The organism is Nonomuraea sp. NPDC050022 (genome assembly GCF_044460705.1).
Taxonomy (GTDB): Bacteria; Actinomycetota; Actinomycetes; order Streptosporangiales; family Streptosporangiaceae; genus Nonomuraea.
Window position 1 is genome coordinate 135,855 of sequence record NZ_JBITKE010000010.1, and the last position, 16,479, is coordinate 152,333.

Below are 16,479 nucleotides of genomic sequence, written 5' to 3' on the forward strand. Positions count from 1 at the left end.
AGAATGTTCTGATTGCTAAGAGTCACACGATCACTACGCTTGGTTATATGATCGCTTTGGCTTTGATCCTCAAAGGTCAAAGAAGGTCAACGGGGATGGCGGTGTGCTCTTGGGCCGGTGCTGTCTCATGCGAGACGCCCACCGGCGAAGGAGCTGAAGTGATCGAGAAGCTGTGCGTCACCGGTGCCGTCGTGGCAGCGTCCGCCGGCGCCATCCTGCTGGCCACACCCGCTCACGCTGACACCTGGACCGACGCCTGGAGCGGCAACACCTACTCCTCCCAGTCCGGAAACAGTCTCGCCGACATCGCAGCGGTCAACGAGGGTGCCGGTCGGTCGACCAACGTCAACAACATCAACGGCATAGCCGCCACCGCTACCAACGGCAGCACCACGGTGACCTACATCTTCTACTGACCCCGATCCCCCTTCCTCGCACCCCGGGCCGCCGTCCGGCGGGGTCCGAAGTCCATGAGAAATCCTCTGGAAGGACATCGACATGATCAAGAAGCTTGGCATCACGGCCATCGTCGCCATCGCCGCGGGCACGGCCCTGCTGGCCGCTCCGGCCCATGCCGACACCGACACCAGCAACAGCAGCTCCAGCACCAACTCCGCGTCCGCGCAGTCGGGCAACACCTTCGGCAACGTCCAGGCCGGCAACAGAGGCGCCGGCTCCAGCACCAACGTCAACAACATCAACGGCAACGCCGCTACGGCCACGCACCGTAGTGGCGTGGGTGTGAGCGCCACTTCCAAGTAGTGCGGTGACATCATGGCTTCCCGGGTGGTCCGTCACGCGACTGTCTCGATCCATGTGACGGTCCGTCGTGGCTGGGGTTTTGACGGAGGAATCCCCCTTCGGGGAGGCGACGCCATCGCGCTGGCGGCCGCCGGTCGCAACCCACAGGGTCCAGCCCTACCTCGACATGGTCGAGTCGGAGGGCGAGACCTCGCTGCTGTACTTCAACCGCCGGTTCGGCCATGCCGTCCGGCGCACCCCCAAGCTGTCTCCGGGAAAGACGGGCGCGGACCAGGTTCGGGCCGAACCGCGCACACCGGCCCCGGACCAGGTCGAACTCGCTGAGAAGGTGCTTGCCGCCATCCCCCAGGCCCTTCTGTACGCCAGGATCGACCTGGTCCGGCTCCCCGACGGCACCCCGGTGGTCATCGAGGTCGAGCTCACCGAGCCGTACCTGTTCCTGCGCTACGAGCCCCGCGCGGCCGCGAATCTCGCCACCGCGCTCCGCAAGTTCCTCTGAGATCCGCGCCTGACAGGATCCGCGCCTGACAGGATCGGGATTAGCAGGAAATGCCGCCGTCGACTGGAATGACCGTGCCCGTGAGGTACGCCCCGGCACGTGAGGACAGGTAGATCGCCGCCCCGGCCATGTCGTCGGGGTGGCCGATCCGGCCCATCGGCACACTCGCCGCGATGCTCTCCCGAATGGCCGGATCATCCAGGGCGAACGCCATCATCTTCGAGTCGAACGGCCCCGGTGCGATGGCGTTCACGGTGATGTGCTCAGGCGCCAGCTGCCTGGCCAGGTGCCGGGTCAGCATATGTACGCCGGACTTCGACGCGGAGTAGGCGAAGTTCTCCACGGACGGCACCCGGATCCCGTCGATGGACCCGATGTTGATCACCCGCGCCGGATTCTCCGCGCTGGCCGCCGCCCGCAGTTGCGGCAGGAAACGCTGGGTCAGGAAGAAGACCCCCTTGACGTTGATGTTCCAGAGCTTGTCGAAGGCATGCTCCGGATAGTCCTCCAGCGGCGCGCCCCACGCCGCGCCCGCGTTGTTCACCAGCACGTCCAGCGGCCCGTCCACCGCTTCCACCAGCGCGCCCACCCCCTTAGGTGTGGACAGATCGGCCGGCACGGCCACGCAGCCCAGTTCCTTGGCGGTCTGTTCCACCTCGGCGACCTTGCGCGCGGAGATGTACACGGTCGCCCCGGCCTCGACGAACCCGGTCGCGATCATGCGGCCGATGCCACGGGAGCCGCCGGTGACGACGACGGTCTTGCCTTCCACCGAGAACAGCGTCATGTTCCGGAAGCATGCCATACCGACTGGTCGGTAGCCAGCCGGCCTCGCCAGCCAGCCTCGAAGGCACGGGCCAGATGGCCTCGCAAGCCGGCCCCGAAGGCGCAGGCCAGTCGGCATCGCGTGCCCGTCCCGAAGGCGCGGGCACGGCTGGCATCGCGAGCCAGCCCCGCGAAGGTGCGGCGTGCTCAGCCGGAGTCCTTCACCCACATCCCCAGCAGGCCGCGGAAGCGCTCCACGAAGCGGTCCCTCTCGTGCGCGGGATACGTGGCCGTCACCGTGTCGACCAGCAGCCGGTCGAAGTCCGGTCCCGCCACCCAGTCCAGGACGATCTCGTCGAGGTGGCGCAGCCGACTGTCGCAGAAGTCCTGATACCCGATCCCCTCCGCGACCGCGTCAAGATCGAACGGCTGGTTGTATCGGGAGGCCGTATAGGCGTACTTGGTGTTGTCGGGCGGGTTCTTGTACGGCACGAGCACCGTCTTCGGGACCTTCAGCCCGAGGCGCATCATGGCGCAGTAGGCGGCGTGCTTCTCCATCGATTGGAAGGTGAACGGGCTGTTCAGCAGATAGACGTCGTCCATCATGGCGATCTTCTTGAGCCACTCGCGCGGGGTAATACCAGTACGCCAGCCGGTCGATCACCAGATCGTGCCGGGGCCGGTCGCGCAGGTCAAACGGCTCGATCGTGATGCGCTCCACGTCGAACTCGCCGACCCCCTTGACCGGCCCCAACCGTCTCAGCACCGTCTCGAACGCCGACGGCCAGTCCTCTTCCGTCCCCAGCAGCAACCCCACCAGACGCCTCACGATGCTCCCTCCACGTCCCTGCTCACGTCTCAGCCCACGTCTCAGCCCACGTCTCTGCTCGAACCACGTCCGAACAACCGGGCCACGAGCTCGGGACCGTGCCGGGAGAGCCGGCGGTCACACCCGCGGGGCGAGACGGCCAACCCGCACGGGCGAGGCGCCCACACCCGCACGGGGCCGGGGCGGTCACACCCCCGGAAGGCGGCCGTTGCGGAAGAGGTCGACGAACCGTTGGTGGTCTTCCCGGGCCTGTGCCCCATAACGGTGCGCAAAATCCACCAACATCCCGATAAATCCGGGCCTGTCGCCGTTGACCACGGCCATGATGGACTCCTCCGTCGAGAAGTTCACCAGGTCGTGGCTGGACTCGTCGTCCGCCACCGAGTGCATGCGCGCCACCGCCCGCCCCAGATCCCGCATGATCGACCGCAGCTCCGCCGGCTCGTTGACGTCGTCCCAATCGAGGTCGGCGGAGTAGGGCGAGACCTCCGCCACCAACTGCCCCACGCCGTTCAGCGTCGTGTAGCCCAGCCACGGATCGGCGTACGCCTGCAGCGCCCGCTGCGACTCCGCGGTCCGATGGCCCTGGTGATGGAAGTAACGGGCGACCTTCTCGTCGGGGACGTGCCGGGCCACCGCCGGCACCTGCGCCTGCTTCATGTAGAGGATGACGTCGTTCTCCAGCGCCTGCGACCGCCCCTCCAGCAGCAGGTTGTACGACGGCAGCCCCGCCGACCCGATCCCCACGCCCTTGCGCAGCGCCACGTCCTTGATCACGTGCTCGACCGGGTTCGACTGCGCGGGCAGCGTCGTCAGGTAGTCCTCGAAGGCGGCCGTCACGGAGTCGCGGGTCGCCGCGTCGACGGGTTCGCGCCCGTCCATGATCGCGAAGCGCCGGTCGTAGTCGTCGATCAGGGTCTCGACGTCCAGCATCGCCACGCGCGTGCTCAGCCTGGCCGTCTGGAGCACCCGGTGCAGCACACCGGTGGTGGTGTCGAGCGTGAGCGACCCGATCGCGTCGTCCCCGCCGCGCGCGATGCCGCCCAGCTCGGCCAGGTACGCGCCGGCGAAGTCGCTCACGAGCCCGCTGATCGACTCGTCCGACAAGGCCTTGGCGTACCCGATCAGCGCCACGCTGGCGGCGAACCGCTTGAGGTCCCAGACGTACGGTCCCACGTACGCCTCGTCGAAGTCGTTGACGTTGAAGACCAGCACGCCCGAGGCGTTCATGTAGGTGCCGAAGTTCTCGGCGTGCAGGTCGCCGTGGATCCACACCCTGCTGGTCGGTTCGTCAAGGTATGAGGAGTCCGCGAACCCTTCGGTGAGGTCCGCGTAGAACAGGCAGGCGCTGCCCCGGTAGAACGCAAAAGGGGAGGCCGCCATTTTCCGAAATTTCCGCCTGAATGCCGCGGGGTCTCGCTTGATCGACTCGCCGAACTCCGTCATGAGGACATCTAGCAGGTGGGAAGCGCGTGTGCCCATGTCTCGGACCTTAAGTCGTCCCAGCTCGCGCGCCTACCCTGGTCTTTCCCTGTCAGGGTGGCCGGCCGATGATCGATAGGGTGCGCCGGTGGGAGACATCTACGAACTCGTGCTGACCATGGACCTTCGCGCCGACCTCGGCGACGACGAGCTCGCCGAGCTGCGGTGGCATGTGGGGCAAGGGCCGCGACCTGAGCGGCTGCCGATCGGCACCGGCGACTACCTGGAGACCTATCCACTCGGTGACCCCGACGACCCCGACTGTGAGTGGGAGGACGTCGATCCGGAGCCCGTGTTCGCGCGGCGCTTCCCCGCCATGCGCGTGGGCGGGGTACTCGTCGCGGAGCTGGTCGAGAGGAAGCAGGCGGAGGGCTGGGCGCTGACGGTACGCCAAGAACTCCACCCCAACGAGTTCTACCAGGTCCGGGCACTGCTGGAGTGGCTCGGCCCGTGCTCGGTCAACGCGCAGGCCGCCGGGATCGAGTTCTTCGTCGGCTACATCCGCTTCAGCACCAGCGTTCAGGTCACCCCGCTCATTCTGCTGAACGGACGCATCGGCCTGCCGGAGGACATCGAATCGCACACCCCCCACTGGGAGGGGACCTGACGTTAGACCACAGCCCGCCCCTGTCGTACGGACGGCAAACCGCGGAAGCCCGCGACCGCGAGGACCGTCACCATGACGACCAGCGCCAAGCACTGGCCCATGCTGGACACCCAGATCGATTCCGGCCTTGAGCTCACGTCGTTGATGGCTACCAGCGGCAGCCGTGACAGCAGCGCCAACGTCCCCAGGATCGCCAGGGCGAGCGGCACGTGCGCCGACAGGCGACGCGCGAGGCAGATGACTCCGGCCACCACGAGGACCACCGTGGCGAGACCCGTCGGCTCCACCCATACCCACAACATCGGCGACTGCCACAGCGCGGACTCCAGCAGGAGAGGGATGGCGATCCTCAGCAGCAGCCCGGCGGCCGGCGCCAGGCCGATCGCTCGCCACCTGCGTCGCACCGGCGGGACGTCGTCGTGGAAGCCGGCGAGCAGGGCCGCCAGGGGCACCACGACGTTCAGTGCCTGGGGCGCCGCGTTCAGAGGCGCGAACGGGTCGGCCAAGTCCAGTCGGACGACGAGCTCGGCCAGGGCCACCGCACCGGCCGCGAGCGCCACCGGCTTGGCCATCGGGGTGCGTCCCCGCATCAGCAGGACGAATGCCGTCACCCAGAGAGCCGCCGTGATCACAGTGAGGGGCGGCGTCGCCAAGTCGGGTCTCTGGGGGAAGAGGATGGCGAGGGTGAAGGTGCCGACCGCAGCGTGGAAGCCGAGCCCCAGCAGCGCCACCAGCCTGGCGGCCGCACCCCACGCGACGTACCGGGGCATCGCGCCCGCTCCACCGAACCGTACGCGCATCGAGAGAGCGAGCACGCTGGCGATCTCGCCCCAGCGCGGCCGAGGGTTCTCCTCATCCGGCACGTCGCCGGAGAACTCCATGAACGCGGCCACCATCTCCTCCTCCCGCTCGGCCCGGTACGAGCGGGGGAGCAGCCACAGGACGTTGCGGTAGCGCCGTTCGAGCAACTCGTTCACCAGGCACCTCCGGCGAGCGCGGTGGCCGTTCCGGGGAGCAAGCGGGCGGTCCGGTCCCGGAGGCGGGTGGTCGCCGCGCGGGCGTTGGCCGCCAGCCGGGCCGCCTCCTCCTCCAGGGCCCTCGCCCCCGAGTCGGTCAGCCGGTAGTAGCGGCGTAGCCGCCCCTGTGCCACTTCCTCCCGGTCGAGCGCCACCAGGCCCTCCCCGGTAAGCCGGTCCAGCACGCCGTAGAGGGAGCCGATCTTGAGCTGCACCCGCCCCTCGGACAGTCGATCGACCTCCTGGACGATGCCGTAGCCGTGCCGCGGCTCGTCCACCAGCGCGGTGAGCGCCAGGAACATGGGCTCCGTTATATTCACCGGCCCACTATATCCTGTCGCTCAGGATATAGTCACGGGTGTTGAGAAGAGACGGAGACGACCTCGCCCGTCATGTACGAGGAGTAGTCGCTGGCCAGGAAGACGATCACGTTCGCCACCTCCCACGGCTCCGCCGAACGCCCGAACGCCTCGGCGGCCGCCAGCTCCGCCAGCAGCTCCTCGCTGGTCACCTTCGCCAGGAACGGGTGGACGGCCAGCGAAGGCGCCACCGCGTTCACCCGGACGCCGTGCTCGGCGGCCTCCAGGGCGACGCACCTGGTCAGCGCCATCACCCCGGCCTTGGCCGCCGCGTAGTGCGCCTGACCCCGCTGCGCCCGCCAGCCGATCACGGAGGCGTTGTTCACGATCACCCCGGACCCCTGGGCGATCATCTGCTTCAGGGCGGCCCTGGTGCAGCGCATGGTGCCGTTCAGGGTGACGTCGATGACGGTGTGCCACTGCTCGTCGGTCATCTCGGCCAGTGCCGCCGTACCACCGAGCCCGGCGTTGTTGACCACCACGTCCAGCCGCCCGTGCGCCTCCACCACCGCGTCGAACAGCGCCAGCACCTGGGCCTCCGACGTCACGTCGCACGGCACCGCCAGCGGTTTGACGCCGGTGAGCTCGGTCAGCGAGTCGGCGGCGGCGGACAGGCGGCGCTCGTGCCGGTCGGAGACGACGATCGTGGCCCCCTCCTCGGCGCAGCGCTTGGCCGTCGCGTAGCCGATCCCGGCCCCCGCCGCGGCCGTGACCAGCGTGACCTTGCCGTCGAGCAGGCCGTGCGCTCTGGGGTACGGCGGTGCCATAGTGCTCCGATCAGAGAGGTCCGTCAGCGGGGGAGTCCCAGGGTGCGCTCGGCGATGATGTTCCGCTGGATTTCGCTGGAACCGGCATAGATCGTGTCCGCCCGGCTGAAGAGATACAGCCGCTGGAGATCGTTGAGCTCGCCGTCGCGGGCGACAAGTCCGGACTTGAGCTGTACGGCCTGGGCCAGCTCGCCCAGCCGGCGATGCCACTCCGACCAGTACAGTTTGGCGATCGACGCCACCGGCCCCGGATCGGACCGCAGCGCGTTCAGCCGCATGATCTCCAGCTCCAGCCACGACCGCACCAGCCGGTCACGCAGCACCGGGTCGTCGGCCGCGCCCGTACGCTCGGCGACCTCGATCACCCGGGCCAGCTCCCGCCGGAACCCGATCTGCTGACCCAGCGTGGAGACGCCGCGCTCGTAGCCGAGCGTGGCCATGGCGACGCGCCACCCGTCGCCGGGCGCGCCGAGCACGTTTTCGGCCGCGGTCCTGGCTCCGTCGAAGAACACCTCGTTGAACTCGGACGTCCCGGTCATCTGCACGATCGGCCGAACCTCGACGCCGGGCTGGTCCATGGGCACGAGCAGGTACGACAGCCCACGGTGGCGCTGGGAGCCCGCCTCCGTACGGCAGAGCACGAAGCACCAGTCGGACACGTGGGCCAGCGACGTCCACACCTTCTGACCGGTGATGACCCATTCGTCGCCCGCCAGGTGCGCCTTCGTCTGGACATTGGCCAGATCGGAGCCCGCCTCCGGCTCGGAGTAGCCCTGGCACCACAGCTCGTCGCCCCGCTGGATCGGGGGCAGGAAGCGGGCCTTCTGCGCCTCGGTGCCGAACTCCAGGATCGTCGGCCCGATCAGTCCCTCGCCGATGTGGCCCACGCGGGCGGGGGCGTCGGCCAGGGCGTACTCCTCGTGGAAGGCGACCTGGTCGGCGAGCGAAGCGTCGCGTCCGCCGTACTCGACGGGCCAGCCCAGGCAGGTCCAGCCCGCCTTGCCGAGATGGCGCTCCCAGGCCAGCCGGACCTCGTGACCTTCGTGCTCACGCCCGGGGCCGCCCAGGCCGCGGGCGTGCGCGAAGTCTCCGGTGAGGTTCGCGGCCAGCCAGGCGCGCGCCTCCTCACGCAGGCTCACGCACGCCTCCTCACCGCGGGCTCAACGCGAACAACCGCAGGCTCGACGCGAACAACCGCAGGCTCGACGCGAACACCGTCACTGGGGCTCAACGAAGCCGCCGTAGCCGCCGCGGAAGAACAGCAGCGGGCCGCCGTCCGCGTGCGTGTCGAGCTGGAGCACCCGGGCCACCACGATCACGTGGTCGCCCGCCATGTGCTCGGCCTCGACCGCGCAGTCGAGCCAGGCCAGGGTTCCTTCGAGCACCGGGTTGCCGCCGGGCGAGCCGGTCCACCGCAGCCCGGCGAACTTGTCGCCGCCCCGGCTCGCGAGCTGGGCGCAGACGTGCTGCTGGTGCTCGGCGAGCACGTTCACGGTGATGACCTTGGCGCCGCGCACCTTGGGCCAGCTCGTGCTCGTGTGCGCCACGCAGAACGCCACCAGCGGCGGGTCCAGCGACACCGAGGTGAAGGAGTTGGCCGCCAGGCCGCATGGCTCGCTGCTGGCCGGGTCGAGGGCGGTGATCGCCACCACGCCGGTGGCGAACCTGCCCAGCACCGACCTGAACCTCCGGCTGTCGAGCTGGCCGTTGCCGCTCGCGTGGGACTGGCCGTTCGGCATCGAGGCTCCGTTGAGAGTCCTGCGCTGGTACGGCACCGGGGGGCCGCCACAGCCGTCCGGCGTGATCAGCCGGGCAGCGTGTGTGCTCATGGTCTCCTCCTCCTCGCCGTCTGCATCGTATCTTACCAAGCGCTTGCTTGGACGGTAGGCGTGCGACGGAAAAGGTGTCAAGCGAATGCCGCGGCATACCCCCCGGTTGACATATGTGGACGGTCCGATCTAGCGTTTCAGGATGGCCAAGCGCTTGCTTGAGTTCCGGGACCGTACGGCTGTGGTGGGCGTCGGGTACACGCCCTTCACCAAGGACTCGGGGGTCAGCACACTCACCTTGGCCTGCCGCGCCATCCTGGCCGCCCTCGACGACGCCGGCCTCGGCCCCGGCGACGTCGAGGGCATAGCGACCCATCGCGTGGGCGACTCGGCGGCCCCGTCCCTGGTGGGGCCCGCGCTCGGTCTGGCAGACCCGGCCTGGTACCTCGACCAGTTCGGCGGCGGCAGCGTCTCGCACGCGGTCGTGGCCCAGGCGGCGCTGGCCGTGGCGGCCGGCGTGGCGGAGACCGTCGTCTGTTACCGCGCGATCAACGCCCGGTCGGAGTTCCGCATGGGCGGCACCGGCCGTGGCCTTCCGGTGAGTCCCGAGGTGCAGTATCAAGCGCCCTACGGCTATTTCGCGCCACCCCAGCAGTACGCGATGTACGCCCGCGCCCACATGCAGAAATATGGCACGAAAGCGGAGCATTTCGGGCAGCTGGCCGTCACCCAGCGGGCGAACGCCGTCAAGAACCCCCGTGCTCTCATGCGTACGCCCATCACCCTCGACGACTACCTCGACAGCAGGTGGATCGCCGAGCCGTTCCGCCTGCTGGACTGCTGCCTGGAGACCGACGGCGCCTGCGCCCTGGTCATCACGACCGCCGAGCGCGCCCGCTCCCTGCGCCGCCCGCCGGTGCTGATCTCCGGCGCGGCCTGGGGCGGTGGCGACTCGCACCTGTCCGGCGGCCGGGCCGACCCGACCACCACGGCCGCCGCCGCGCTGGCCCCGCGCCTCTACGCCCAGGCCGGAATCGGCCCGGCCGACATCGACGTGGCGCAGCTGTACGACTGCTTCACCTACTCGGTGATCGTCCAGTTGGAGGACTACGGCTTCTGCGCCAAGGGCGAGGGCGGCCCGTACGTCGCCTCGGGCGCCACGGCCCTCGACGGAGCCCTCCCGGTCAACACGCACGGCGGCTTCCTGTCGGAGGGCTACGTCCACGGCGTCAACCACATAGCGGAGGCCGTCTCCCAGCTACGCGGGGACGCGGGTGACCGGCAGGTCGCGGGCGCCGAGGTGGCCCTATCCACCGCCCAGCCCGGCTACATCCTCCCCGCCACTTCGGCTCTCCTGCTCAGAAGGGGCTGACCACCCATGCGTGACCTCAGAAGGGGCTGATCCATGCCCGACCGGTACGGCAGGCCGCCCCAAGGCGTGCGGCCGACGCCTGATCGCGACTCCAAGGACTGGTGGGCCCGGCTGGCCGGCCACGAGTTCGCGGTCCAGCGCTGCGACACCTGCCACACGGCCCGTTTCCCGCCCAGGGCCTTCTGCCCGGCCTGCCGTACCGAGGATTGGCACTGGGAGGCCGTCGAGCCGGCCGGCACGGTGGAGAGCTGGATCGTCAACCGCCGGCCGTTCATGCCCGGAGCGAGCGAGCCGTACGTCGTGGTGCTGGTCCGGCTCGCCGCCGTGCCCGGCTGCCTGATACACGGCGGGTGGGACGGCGATCGCGAGCCCGAATACGGTCAGGCGGTCGAAGGTGTGTACGAGGACATGGGCGATGAGCTGACACTCATCAATTGGCGGCCGACTGAGTGGCACGCATCCCCGTGAAATCCTTCGCGGCGGCACCAAGTCGGGAACGATAGGTACCAATGGGCCTGAAGGCCAATCCCGGTCCGGCCGCCTCATCCCTACGGCCGGCCACGCCCGCCGGACGCCGGTCCCTTGGGCGGGGCTCGACCGGGGACGGTCTACGGCGCGGGTATGACTTGGCACGAAAAATGGTGGTAAAAGGCGCGAAGTGCCGTAAATCATGAGAAAAAGGAGGAACGCGCGCCCTGGCGGGCGTGGGGGACCCGCCAGGACGCGCTTCCTGCCCCGTGTGCGGCGACGCCAGGACTCCGGCGAGGGATGGAGTCCTAGGTCGATTGTTCGCACACGGAGTTCATGGGGGAGCGACCCTCTTTCGAGGACTCCGGATGTCGGTAGTGGTCTGCGATGCGTTGGGCCGCACCGAGGGGGTCATCGATGGGATGTGAGACGGTGGCACCCTCCTCATTCCAGATGAAGGAACCGTCTTTGCTCCACACAGTTACCTCGGTCAACACGGATAAAACGGACATGCCACTGCCGTTGCTCTGGTAGGTGTTGCTGAGTCCCTGGCGAGGCAACGCGTAACGCAGTAAACGTGTTGCTTCACAAGGGTCTTGCCAGGGCAGGTATGGCGTACCCGCGTGGACCGGTAACACCGGGCCCTCACCCCCTCACCGGCCTTTCGATGGATTTGTACCAACGATTGGATGATGCGGCTGTCAATGGCCATTGGTCAAGGGGTTGTGGCCTGTTAGAACCAGATCGTCTAAATTGTTGGAACAAAAGGGGTGAAAGTGGCAAGGTCGGTCCTGTACCAGCTGGTGGCCTCAGAGCTGAGGAGAGCCATCTACTCCGGTGTACTCGGCCCCGGGGCGCAGCTGCCGACCGAGGCGCAGCTCATGGAAGACCATGGGGTGAGCCGCAACACCGTCAGACTCGCCCTAGGGGAGCTGGTCAACGAAGGGTTGGTCACGCGAACCCCACGGCGTGGCACGGTCGTCCGGGACCGCCGGCCGCTGCTGATCTACCCGCAGCGAGAGCTGGAGCCACAACCATCCGGCGAGCTGCGAGAGGCGTTCGCCTTCGCCGTGACGGAGGAAGGTCGTGCCCCCAGCCAGTACATAGAGGTCTTGACCGTCTCACCGGTCGAGGAGATCGCCAGCCGACTCGAGCTGGCCGAAGGCGAACTGGCCGTCGTACGACGGCGTCTGCGGTTCGTCGACGGGCAGCCGTACAACACCAACGATTCCTATTTTCCACGTGACCTGGTGGCCAGCACGGAGATCGCCCGGCCGGGCGACATTCCGCGGGGGGCGAACCGGGTCCTGGAAGAGCTCGGTCACGAGCAGGTGCGGGTGGTGGATGACATCTGGGCGCGGATGCCCAACCAGGAAGAGGTCGAGCGTCTCCAGTTGGAGCTCGGCACGCCGGTCGTGGTCTACGTCCGCGTTGGTTACGACAACGGCGACATGCCAGTGCGTGTCGCGGTGTCGGTGCTCCCCGCCGACAAGCACTTGATCAGATACGAGCTCGATCGCCGCTGAGCGAGCTCGGTTGGGGGTGATCCCACCGGCCGCCTAAGACGAGCCTCCCGCCTCGCTGGGCAGAGGGAGTCCTGCGCACTCCCTTCATGCGCGATTTATCGATAGATGTCGCCTCAAACCCCCCATGCGACCCAGCGCGCGCTCCAATCATTACGTTCTGTGGCTGCATGGACACCCGATGTAATGAAGGGCTGAACCGTGCTTTCCAACACCCTGCTCCACCCGCTCGCTCTCCGCCGGGCCGACGCCTCCGATCTCCCGGGCGTCCTGACCCTGCTCGCCGACACGGCCGAATGGCTGTACTCCCAGGGCGTGCGGCAGTGGCCGCGCGGCGGCTTCGGGCCCGAGCGGATCGAGCCTCTCATCGCCGAGCGGGTGCTCTACCTCGTGGACGACGAGCTCCGGTACCTCGAACTGGATGACGAGGCCCCGCCCGTCGCCACGATCGCTCTCGACGACCACGCCGACCCGGAGTTCTGGCGCCGCTCCGACGACCCGGGCGCCGCCCTGTACGTGCACAAGCTCGCCGTCGCCCGGCCCTGGGCGGGCTTCGGTCTCGGAGACGCCCTGCTGGACTGGGCGGGCTCCGCGGCGCTCGCCTCCGGGCTGAGCAAGCTCCGGCTCGACTGCGCCAAGAACAACCCGCGGCTGCAGGAGTACTACCGGCGCCGCGGCTTCCGGCACGTGCGGACGGTCGATCTGCCGCATCGCTCCTCGGGCGCCCTGTTCGAGCGGCCCGCGGAGGAGGCCGTCACGACGGCCTTCCGCGACCTCACCGTCGCCGAGCTGATCGGCGTCTGACGCACTGATCGGCCCCGGCCGGTACGGCCGTGCCCCGCTCCCCGGTGGGGCGCGGCCCGCAGCCCGGTTCCTGCCCAGGTCACCTGGCGCTTTCCGGCACAAAGGGACACAGCACCATATAACCTCTCCAGCATGACCGGATCCCTCCTTGAGGTGATCGCGCTGAACGTGCGCGACGCCGTCGCCGCGGAGCAGGGTGGAGCCGACCGTCTGGAGGTCGTCGCCGACATGGGCGCCGACGGGCTCACCCCCGCTCCGGAGACGGTCGCCGCGATCGCCGCGGAGTGCCCGCTGCCCCAGATGGTGATGCTGCGCTGCGCCGCGAACTTCACCGCCGACCCCGAGGTGCTCGACCGGCTCTGTCTCGACGTCAAGGCGCTGACCCAGGCGGGCGCCGCGGGGTTCGTGTTCGGCTTCCTCGACGAGGCGGGAGTCGTGGACCTGGCGGCCACCGAGGCGCTGATCCACGCCGTGTCGCCGCTGCCGTGGACCTTCCACCGGGCCGTCGACCACGCGGCGGACGTACAGGCGTCGTGGCGGGCGGTGCGGCTGCTGCCCAACCTGGCAACGGTGCTCACGGCGGGCTCGCCCGCCGGCGTGGGCTACGGGCTGCCGATGCTCAAGAGCCGGGCCGACGCGGGCGACGGCTCGATCATCCTGGCGGGCGGCGGGCTCAAACCGGCCTATGTGCCGTCGCTGCTGGACTACGGCATCCGGGCGTTCCACGTGGGCTCGGCCGTACGGGAGAGCTGGTCGCTGCCGGTTGACCAGCGGCGCGTCCGTCAGTGGCGCAGCCTGGTCGACCGCGACTGACCCAAGGGCCACCGAGCGGCCCGTGATTTGACCCCAAGGTCGTCGAGCGGCCTCAGCCCGAGCGGCTTCAGCCCGGGAGGGCCAGCGCCGCGTCGGCGCGGCGGAGGGCGGCTACGAGGGTCTTGATCGTGGCGGGCTCGTCCATGACGCCGCCCCCGGCCGCGCGCCGCTCTTCCCAGGCCCGCACCCGATCCCGGTAGGAGTCGTAGTGCGCCAGGTGGAAGGCATAGACCGTGGCGAACCGGCTCACCAGGTGTGAAGGGTGCATGTCCCAGCCCTGATAGAAGCCGTGTCCCAGCGAATGCCTGACGAGCTCGGCGTGCCGCCGCCACAGCGCGTGCACGTCCGCGGCCGACCCCGAGGCGGGAGAGGCGGCCAGCGAGCCGTCGGAGAGCTCGACCCCCGTCCCCGCGAACGCCGTCTGCATCACGTGCCGGGCGTGGTCACAGGCCGGATGGTCGAGCCGCTGCTCGTGCGGCGGCAGCCCGAGAGCGGCCGTGTAGTCGAACACCCCGAAGTGCGCGGCCGCCAGCCGCCCCCCGAACGACTCGGCCAGCTCACCGCGCAGGAACAGCACGGTCTGCGGCGCCTCGACCTGGATCTCGAACCGCAGCCGGACGTCCAGCTCCCGTTCGAGCCGCTCCAGGAAGCCGCAGAACTGGCCCAGATACGACTCCATCAGCACCTTCGGGAAGGTGACCACGAACCCCGGCGGCAACTCGCCCACCCGTTCGACGACCCCGGTGACGAACCCGTCGAGCGTCCGCACCGACCGCCCGGGATCCCCGTCGGCGAACGACTTGACCCGCGGCCCCCACCGGCGCGGCAGCGCTCCGGCCGCGTGCATCACGGCCACGGCCACGACGGCCTGCTCGACGTGGCCGTCCTCGTCGCCGGGCCGCCCGCCGTAGCCGTCCTCGAAGTCGATCCGCAGGTCCTCGACCGGCTCGCGGGCGAGCTTGCGCAGCACCCTTTCGTGTACGTCCCGCGCCGGCGCGTCAGGCAGCCCGAACACGTGGGCCAGTTCGGCCGGGCCGCTCAGATGCTCCTTGACCAGGTCGAGCGCCTGCGTGCCCCACCCCGCGACCGTGCTCGGCGACACCCGGTCGGCCGGGACGTAGACGGTGTGCACGGGTTGCCAACCGGGCTCGGCGGCCGGGTAGCGGGCCCGTTGGACCCGGTGGGCCTCGGCGAACCCTGGCAGGGACTGGTCCGTCACGGTGACACGCATGCCGTCAGGGCCGGCAGGCCCGCAGCATGGCCTCCAGGCCGGCGAGCTTGACCCGTTCGCCGCGGCCCAGCGACTTGGCCAGAGCGCCTTCGGCCGCCTCGATGGCCAGCCACTCGTCGTACGTCACCGGCCTTACGCCTCTTTCGCCCAGCAGCGCGTCGATGGGCGCCGACCGTAGCCGATCGTGGCCGGCCAGGTCGGACAGCAGGGTGCGGACCGTCTCCGCCGCGTCCGACTTGTTGGTGCCGATCACGCCGGTGGGACCGCGCTTGAGCCAGCCCGCCACGTACTCGCGCTCGCGGATCCGGCCGGCCTCGTTGGGCACGGTCATCGACCGCTCGTCGAACGGCACGCCCGGAAGGGGAACGCTCTGGTATCCGACCGAGCGCAGCACCATGCCGACCGGGATCGTCTCGAACTCGCCCGTCCCGACCACCCGGCCCTCCTCGGACAGCCGGGTGCGTTCGAGCCTGAGCCCCTCCACCCGGTCGGTGCCGAGGATCTCCACCGGGCGCAGCCAGAAGCGCACATCGAGGCGGCGCGGGCGGCCGACGGGGTCGCGGCCCGCCCACGACCGCAGGACGTCGATGTTGCCGCGGATCTGCCGGGGGAAGTCGCCGCCCAGCACCACGGCCTCGTCCTCGCGTACGCAGACGTCGGCGTTCGCCAGCTCGCCGAGCTCCCGCAGCTCCTTCAGCGTGAACTTGGCGTGCTCGGGACCCCGGCGGCCGATCATGTGGATCGCCTTGACCTGGCTTTCGCCGAGCCGTTCGAGCACGTCGTGCGGTACGTCCGTGGAGCTGAGCTCCTCGGCGGTCTTGGCCAGGACGCGGACCACGTCGACGGCGACGTTCCCGACGCCGATGACCGCGACCTCGGGGCTGTCGAGGGTGAACATGGAGGCGGAGACGTCGGGATGGCCGCAGTACCAGTTGACGAAGTCGGTGGCGGCCACGCTGCCCGGCAGGTCCTCGCCCGGGATGCCGAGCTTCCTGTCGACCATCGCGCCCGTGGCGTAGACGACCGCGTCATAGCCGCCCAGCAGGTCCTCGACCGACAGATGCTCGCCGAGCGTGACGCCGCCGAGGAAGCGGACCTCGGGGAGTTCGAGCACCCGGCGCAGGTAGTTGGCGATCGACTTGATCGACGTGTGGTCGGGCGCGACGCCGTATCGGACGAGCCCGTAGGGCGTGGGCAACCGCTCGATGACGTCGACCTGGACGTCCTCCTGCGCCTGTTTGACCAGGGCCTCGGCCGTGTAGATACCGGCAGGGCCCGACCCGATGACCGCCACGCGCAACGTCACGCTGCCTCCTCTATGTGGGCGATTCTGTTACACGGGGCATGCGTCCCACCAGTACAACTCGGCACTGTGATCGATGTATCCCCGATCGCCGGTACGAATGAACCCAT

Annotated in this window: 19 protein-coding genes; 9 read left to right on the forward strand and 10 right to left on the reverse strand. The window is 69.2% G+C overall.

Going from position 1 to position 16,479, the window contains the following annotated elements:
• Positions 1 to 158 precede the first annotated feature (158 nt).
• The 3 genes from ACIBO2_RS38575 (at position 159) to ACIBO2_RS38585 (ending at position 1,261) form a co-directional block, all read left to right on the forward strand.
• On the forward strand, positions 159 to 416 hold the full coding sequence (locus tag ACIBO2_RS38575; RefSeq protein ID WP_357946688.1) for a hypothetical protein: 258 nt from the start codon (positions 159 to 161) through the stop codon (positions 414 to 416).
• Positions 417 to 498: 82 nt separating this feature from the next.
• Positions 499 to 762 (forward strand): hypothetical protein, encoded by a 264-nt coding sequence (locus ACIBO2_RS38580; protein ID WP_358535096.1) that lies wholly within the window; start codon positions 499 to 501, stop codon positions 760 to 762.
• A 79-nt stretch (positions 763 to 841) separates the two neighbouring features.
• Positions 842 to 1,261 (forward strand): hypothetical protein, encoded by a 420-nt coding sequence (locus ACIBO2_RS38585; RefSeq protein WP_358535099.1) that lies wholly within the window; start codon positions 842 to 844, stop codon positions 1,259 to 1,261.
• Positions 1,262 to 1,301: 40 nt separating this feature from the next.
• Here the strand turns inward: ACIBO2_RS38585 and ACIBO2_RS38590 are convergent, their stop codons facing one another.
• From ACIBO2_RS38590 to ACIBO2_RS38600, 3 genes are all read right to left on the reverse strand, one after another.
• Entirely contained in the window at positions 1,302 to 2,048 is a 747-nt protein-coding gene (locus ACIBO2_RS38590) for an SDR family oxidoreductase (protein WP_358535101.1), read from the reverse strand.
• 185 nt (positions 2,049 to 2,233) lie between these two features.
• Positions 2,234 to 2,632 (reverse strand): hypothetical protein, encoded by a 399-nt coding sequence (locus ACIBO2_RS38595; RefSeq protein ID WP_397303429.1) that lies wholly within the window; start codon positions 2,630 to 2,632, stop codon positions 2,234 to 2,236.
• A gap of 409 nt (positions 2,633 to 3,041) precedes the next feature.
• Complete coding sequence (locus ACIBO2_RS38600; protein ID WP_397303432.1) at positions 3,042 to 4,337, reverse strand: DUF2252 domain-containing protein; 1,296 nt, start codon at positions 4,335 to 4,337, stop codon at positions 3,042 to 3,044.
• An 88-nt stretch (positions 4,338 to 4,425) separates the two neighbouring features.
• On the opposite strand from ACIBO2_RS38600, the gene ACIBO2_RS38605 reads away from it, so the two are divergent.
• On the forward strand, positions 4,426 to 4,944 hold the full coding sequence (locus ACIBO2_RS38605; protein ID WP_358535112.1) for a hypothetical protein: 519 nt from the start codon (positions 4,426 to 4,428) through the stop codon (positions 4,942 to 4,944).
• Between the two features lie 2 nt (positions 4,945 to 4,946).
• On the opposite strand, the gene ACIBO2_RS38610 is transcribed toward ACIBO2_RS38605, so the two are convergent.
• From ACIBO2_RS38610 to ACIBO2_RS38630, 5 genes are all read right to left on the reverse strand, one after another.
• Positions 4,947 to 5,921 (reverse strand): hypothetical protein, encoded by a 975-nt coding sequence (locus ACIBO2_RS38610; RefSeq protein WP_397303435.1) that lies wholly within the window; start codon positions 5,919 to 5,921, stop codon positions 4,947 to 4,949.
• The gene (locus ACIBO2_RS38615) at positions 5,918 to 6,280 is read right to left on the reverse strand and encodes a PadR family transcriptional regulator (RefSeq protein ID WP_358535116.1); all 363 of its coding nucleotides are present in this window, start codon (positions 6,278 to 6,280) and stop codon (positions 5,918 to 5,920) included. Before ACIBO2_RS38615 ends, ACIBO2_RS38610 begins: the two co-directional genes overlap by 4 nt.
• Positions 6,281 to 6,312: 32 nt before the next feature.
• The gene (locus ACIBO2_RS38620; protein ID WP_358535118.1) at positions 6,313 to 7,086 is read right to left on the reverse strand and encodes an SDR family oxidoreductase; all 774 of its coding nucleotides are present in this window, start codon (positions 7,084 to 7,086) and stop codon (positions 6,313 to 6,315) included.
• Positions 7,087 to 7,109: 23 nt separating this feature from the next.
• On the reverse strand, positions 7,110 to 8,225 hold the full coding sequence (locus tag ACIBO2_RS38625) for an acyl-CoA dehydrogenase family protein (RefSeq protein ID WP_397303438.1): 1,116 nt from the start codon (positions 8,223 to 8,225) through the stop codon (positions 7,110 to 7,112).
• Positions 8,226 to 8,303: 78 nt separating this feature from the next.
• Positions 8,304 to 8,825 (reverse strand): flavin reductase family protein, encoded by a 522-nt coding sequence (locus tag ACIBO2_RS38630; RefSeq protein ID WP_364004724.1) that lies wholly within the window; start codon positions 8,823 to 8,825, stop codon positions 8,304 to 8,306.
• A gap of 232 nt (positions 8,826 to 9,057) precedes the next feature.
• On the opposite strand from ACIBO2_RS38630, the gene ACIBO2_RS38635 reads away from it, so the two are divergent.
• The 5 genes from ACIBO2_RS38635 (at position 9,058) to ACIBO2_RS38655 (ending at position 13,835) form a co-directional block, all read left to right on the forward strand.
• The gene (locus tag ACIBO2_RS38635; RefSeq protein ID WP_397303441.1) at positions 9,058 to 10,227 is read left to right on the forward strand and encodes a thiolase C-terminal domain-containing protein; all 1,170 of its coding nucleotides are present in this window, start codon (positions 9,058 to 9,060) and stop codon (positions 10,225 to 10,227) included.
• 33 nt (positions 10,228 to 10,260) lie between these two features.
• Positions 10,261 to 10,695: a Zn-ribbon domain-containing OB-fold protein gene (locus ACIBO2_RS38640; protein WP_397303443.1), complete on the forward strand. Its 435-nt coding sequence runs from the start codon at positions 10,261 to 10,263 to the stop codon at positions 10,693 to 10,695.
• Positions 10,696 to 11,471: 776 nt separating this feature from the next.
• A complete protein-coding gene (locus tag ACIBO2_RS38645) occupies positions 11,472 to 12,221 on the forward strand; it encodes a GntR family transcriptional regulator (protein ID WP_358442764.1) in 750 nt (249 codons plus the stop codon).
• 198 nt (positions 12,222 to 12,419) lie between these two features.
• Entirely contained in the window at positions 12,420 to 13,022 is a 603-nt protein-coding gene (locus tag ACIBO2_RS38650) for a GNAT family N-acetyltransferase (protein WP_358535128.1), read from the forward strand.
• Positions 13,023 to 13,154: 132 nt separating this feature from the next.
• Entirely contained in the window at positions 13,155 to 13,835 is a 681-nt protein-coding gene (locus ACIBO2_RS38655) for a copper homeostasis protein CutC (RefSeq protein WP_397303447.1), read from the forward strand.
• Positions 13,836 to 13,902: 67 nt separating this feature from the next.
• Here the strand turns inward: ACIBO2_RS38655 and ACIBO2_RS38660 are convergent, their stop codons facing one another.
• Complete coding sequence (locus ACIBO2_RS38660; protein WP_397303450.1) at positions 13,903 to 15,066, reverse strand: DUF6986 family protein; 1,164 nt, start codon at positions 15,064 to 15,066, stop codon at positions 13,903 to 13,905.
• 4 nt (positions 15,067 to 15,070) lie between these two features.
• A complete protein-coding gene (locus ACIBO2_RS38665) occupies positions 15,071 to 16,372 on the reverse strand; it encodes an FAD-dependent oxidoreductase (protein ID WP_397303453.1) in 1,302 nt (433 codons plus the stop codon).
• Between the last annotated feature and the right edge of the window lie 107 nt (positions 16,373 to 16,479).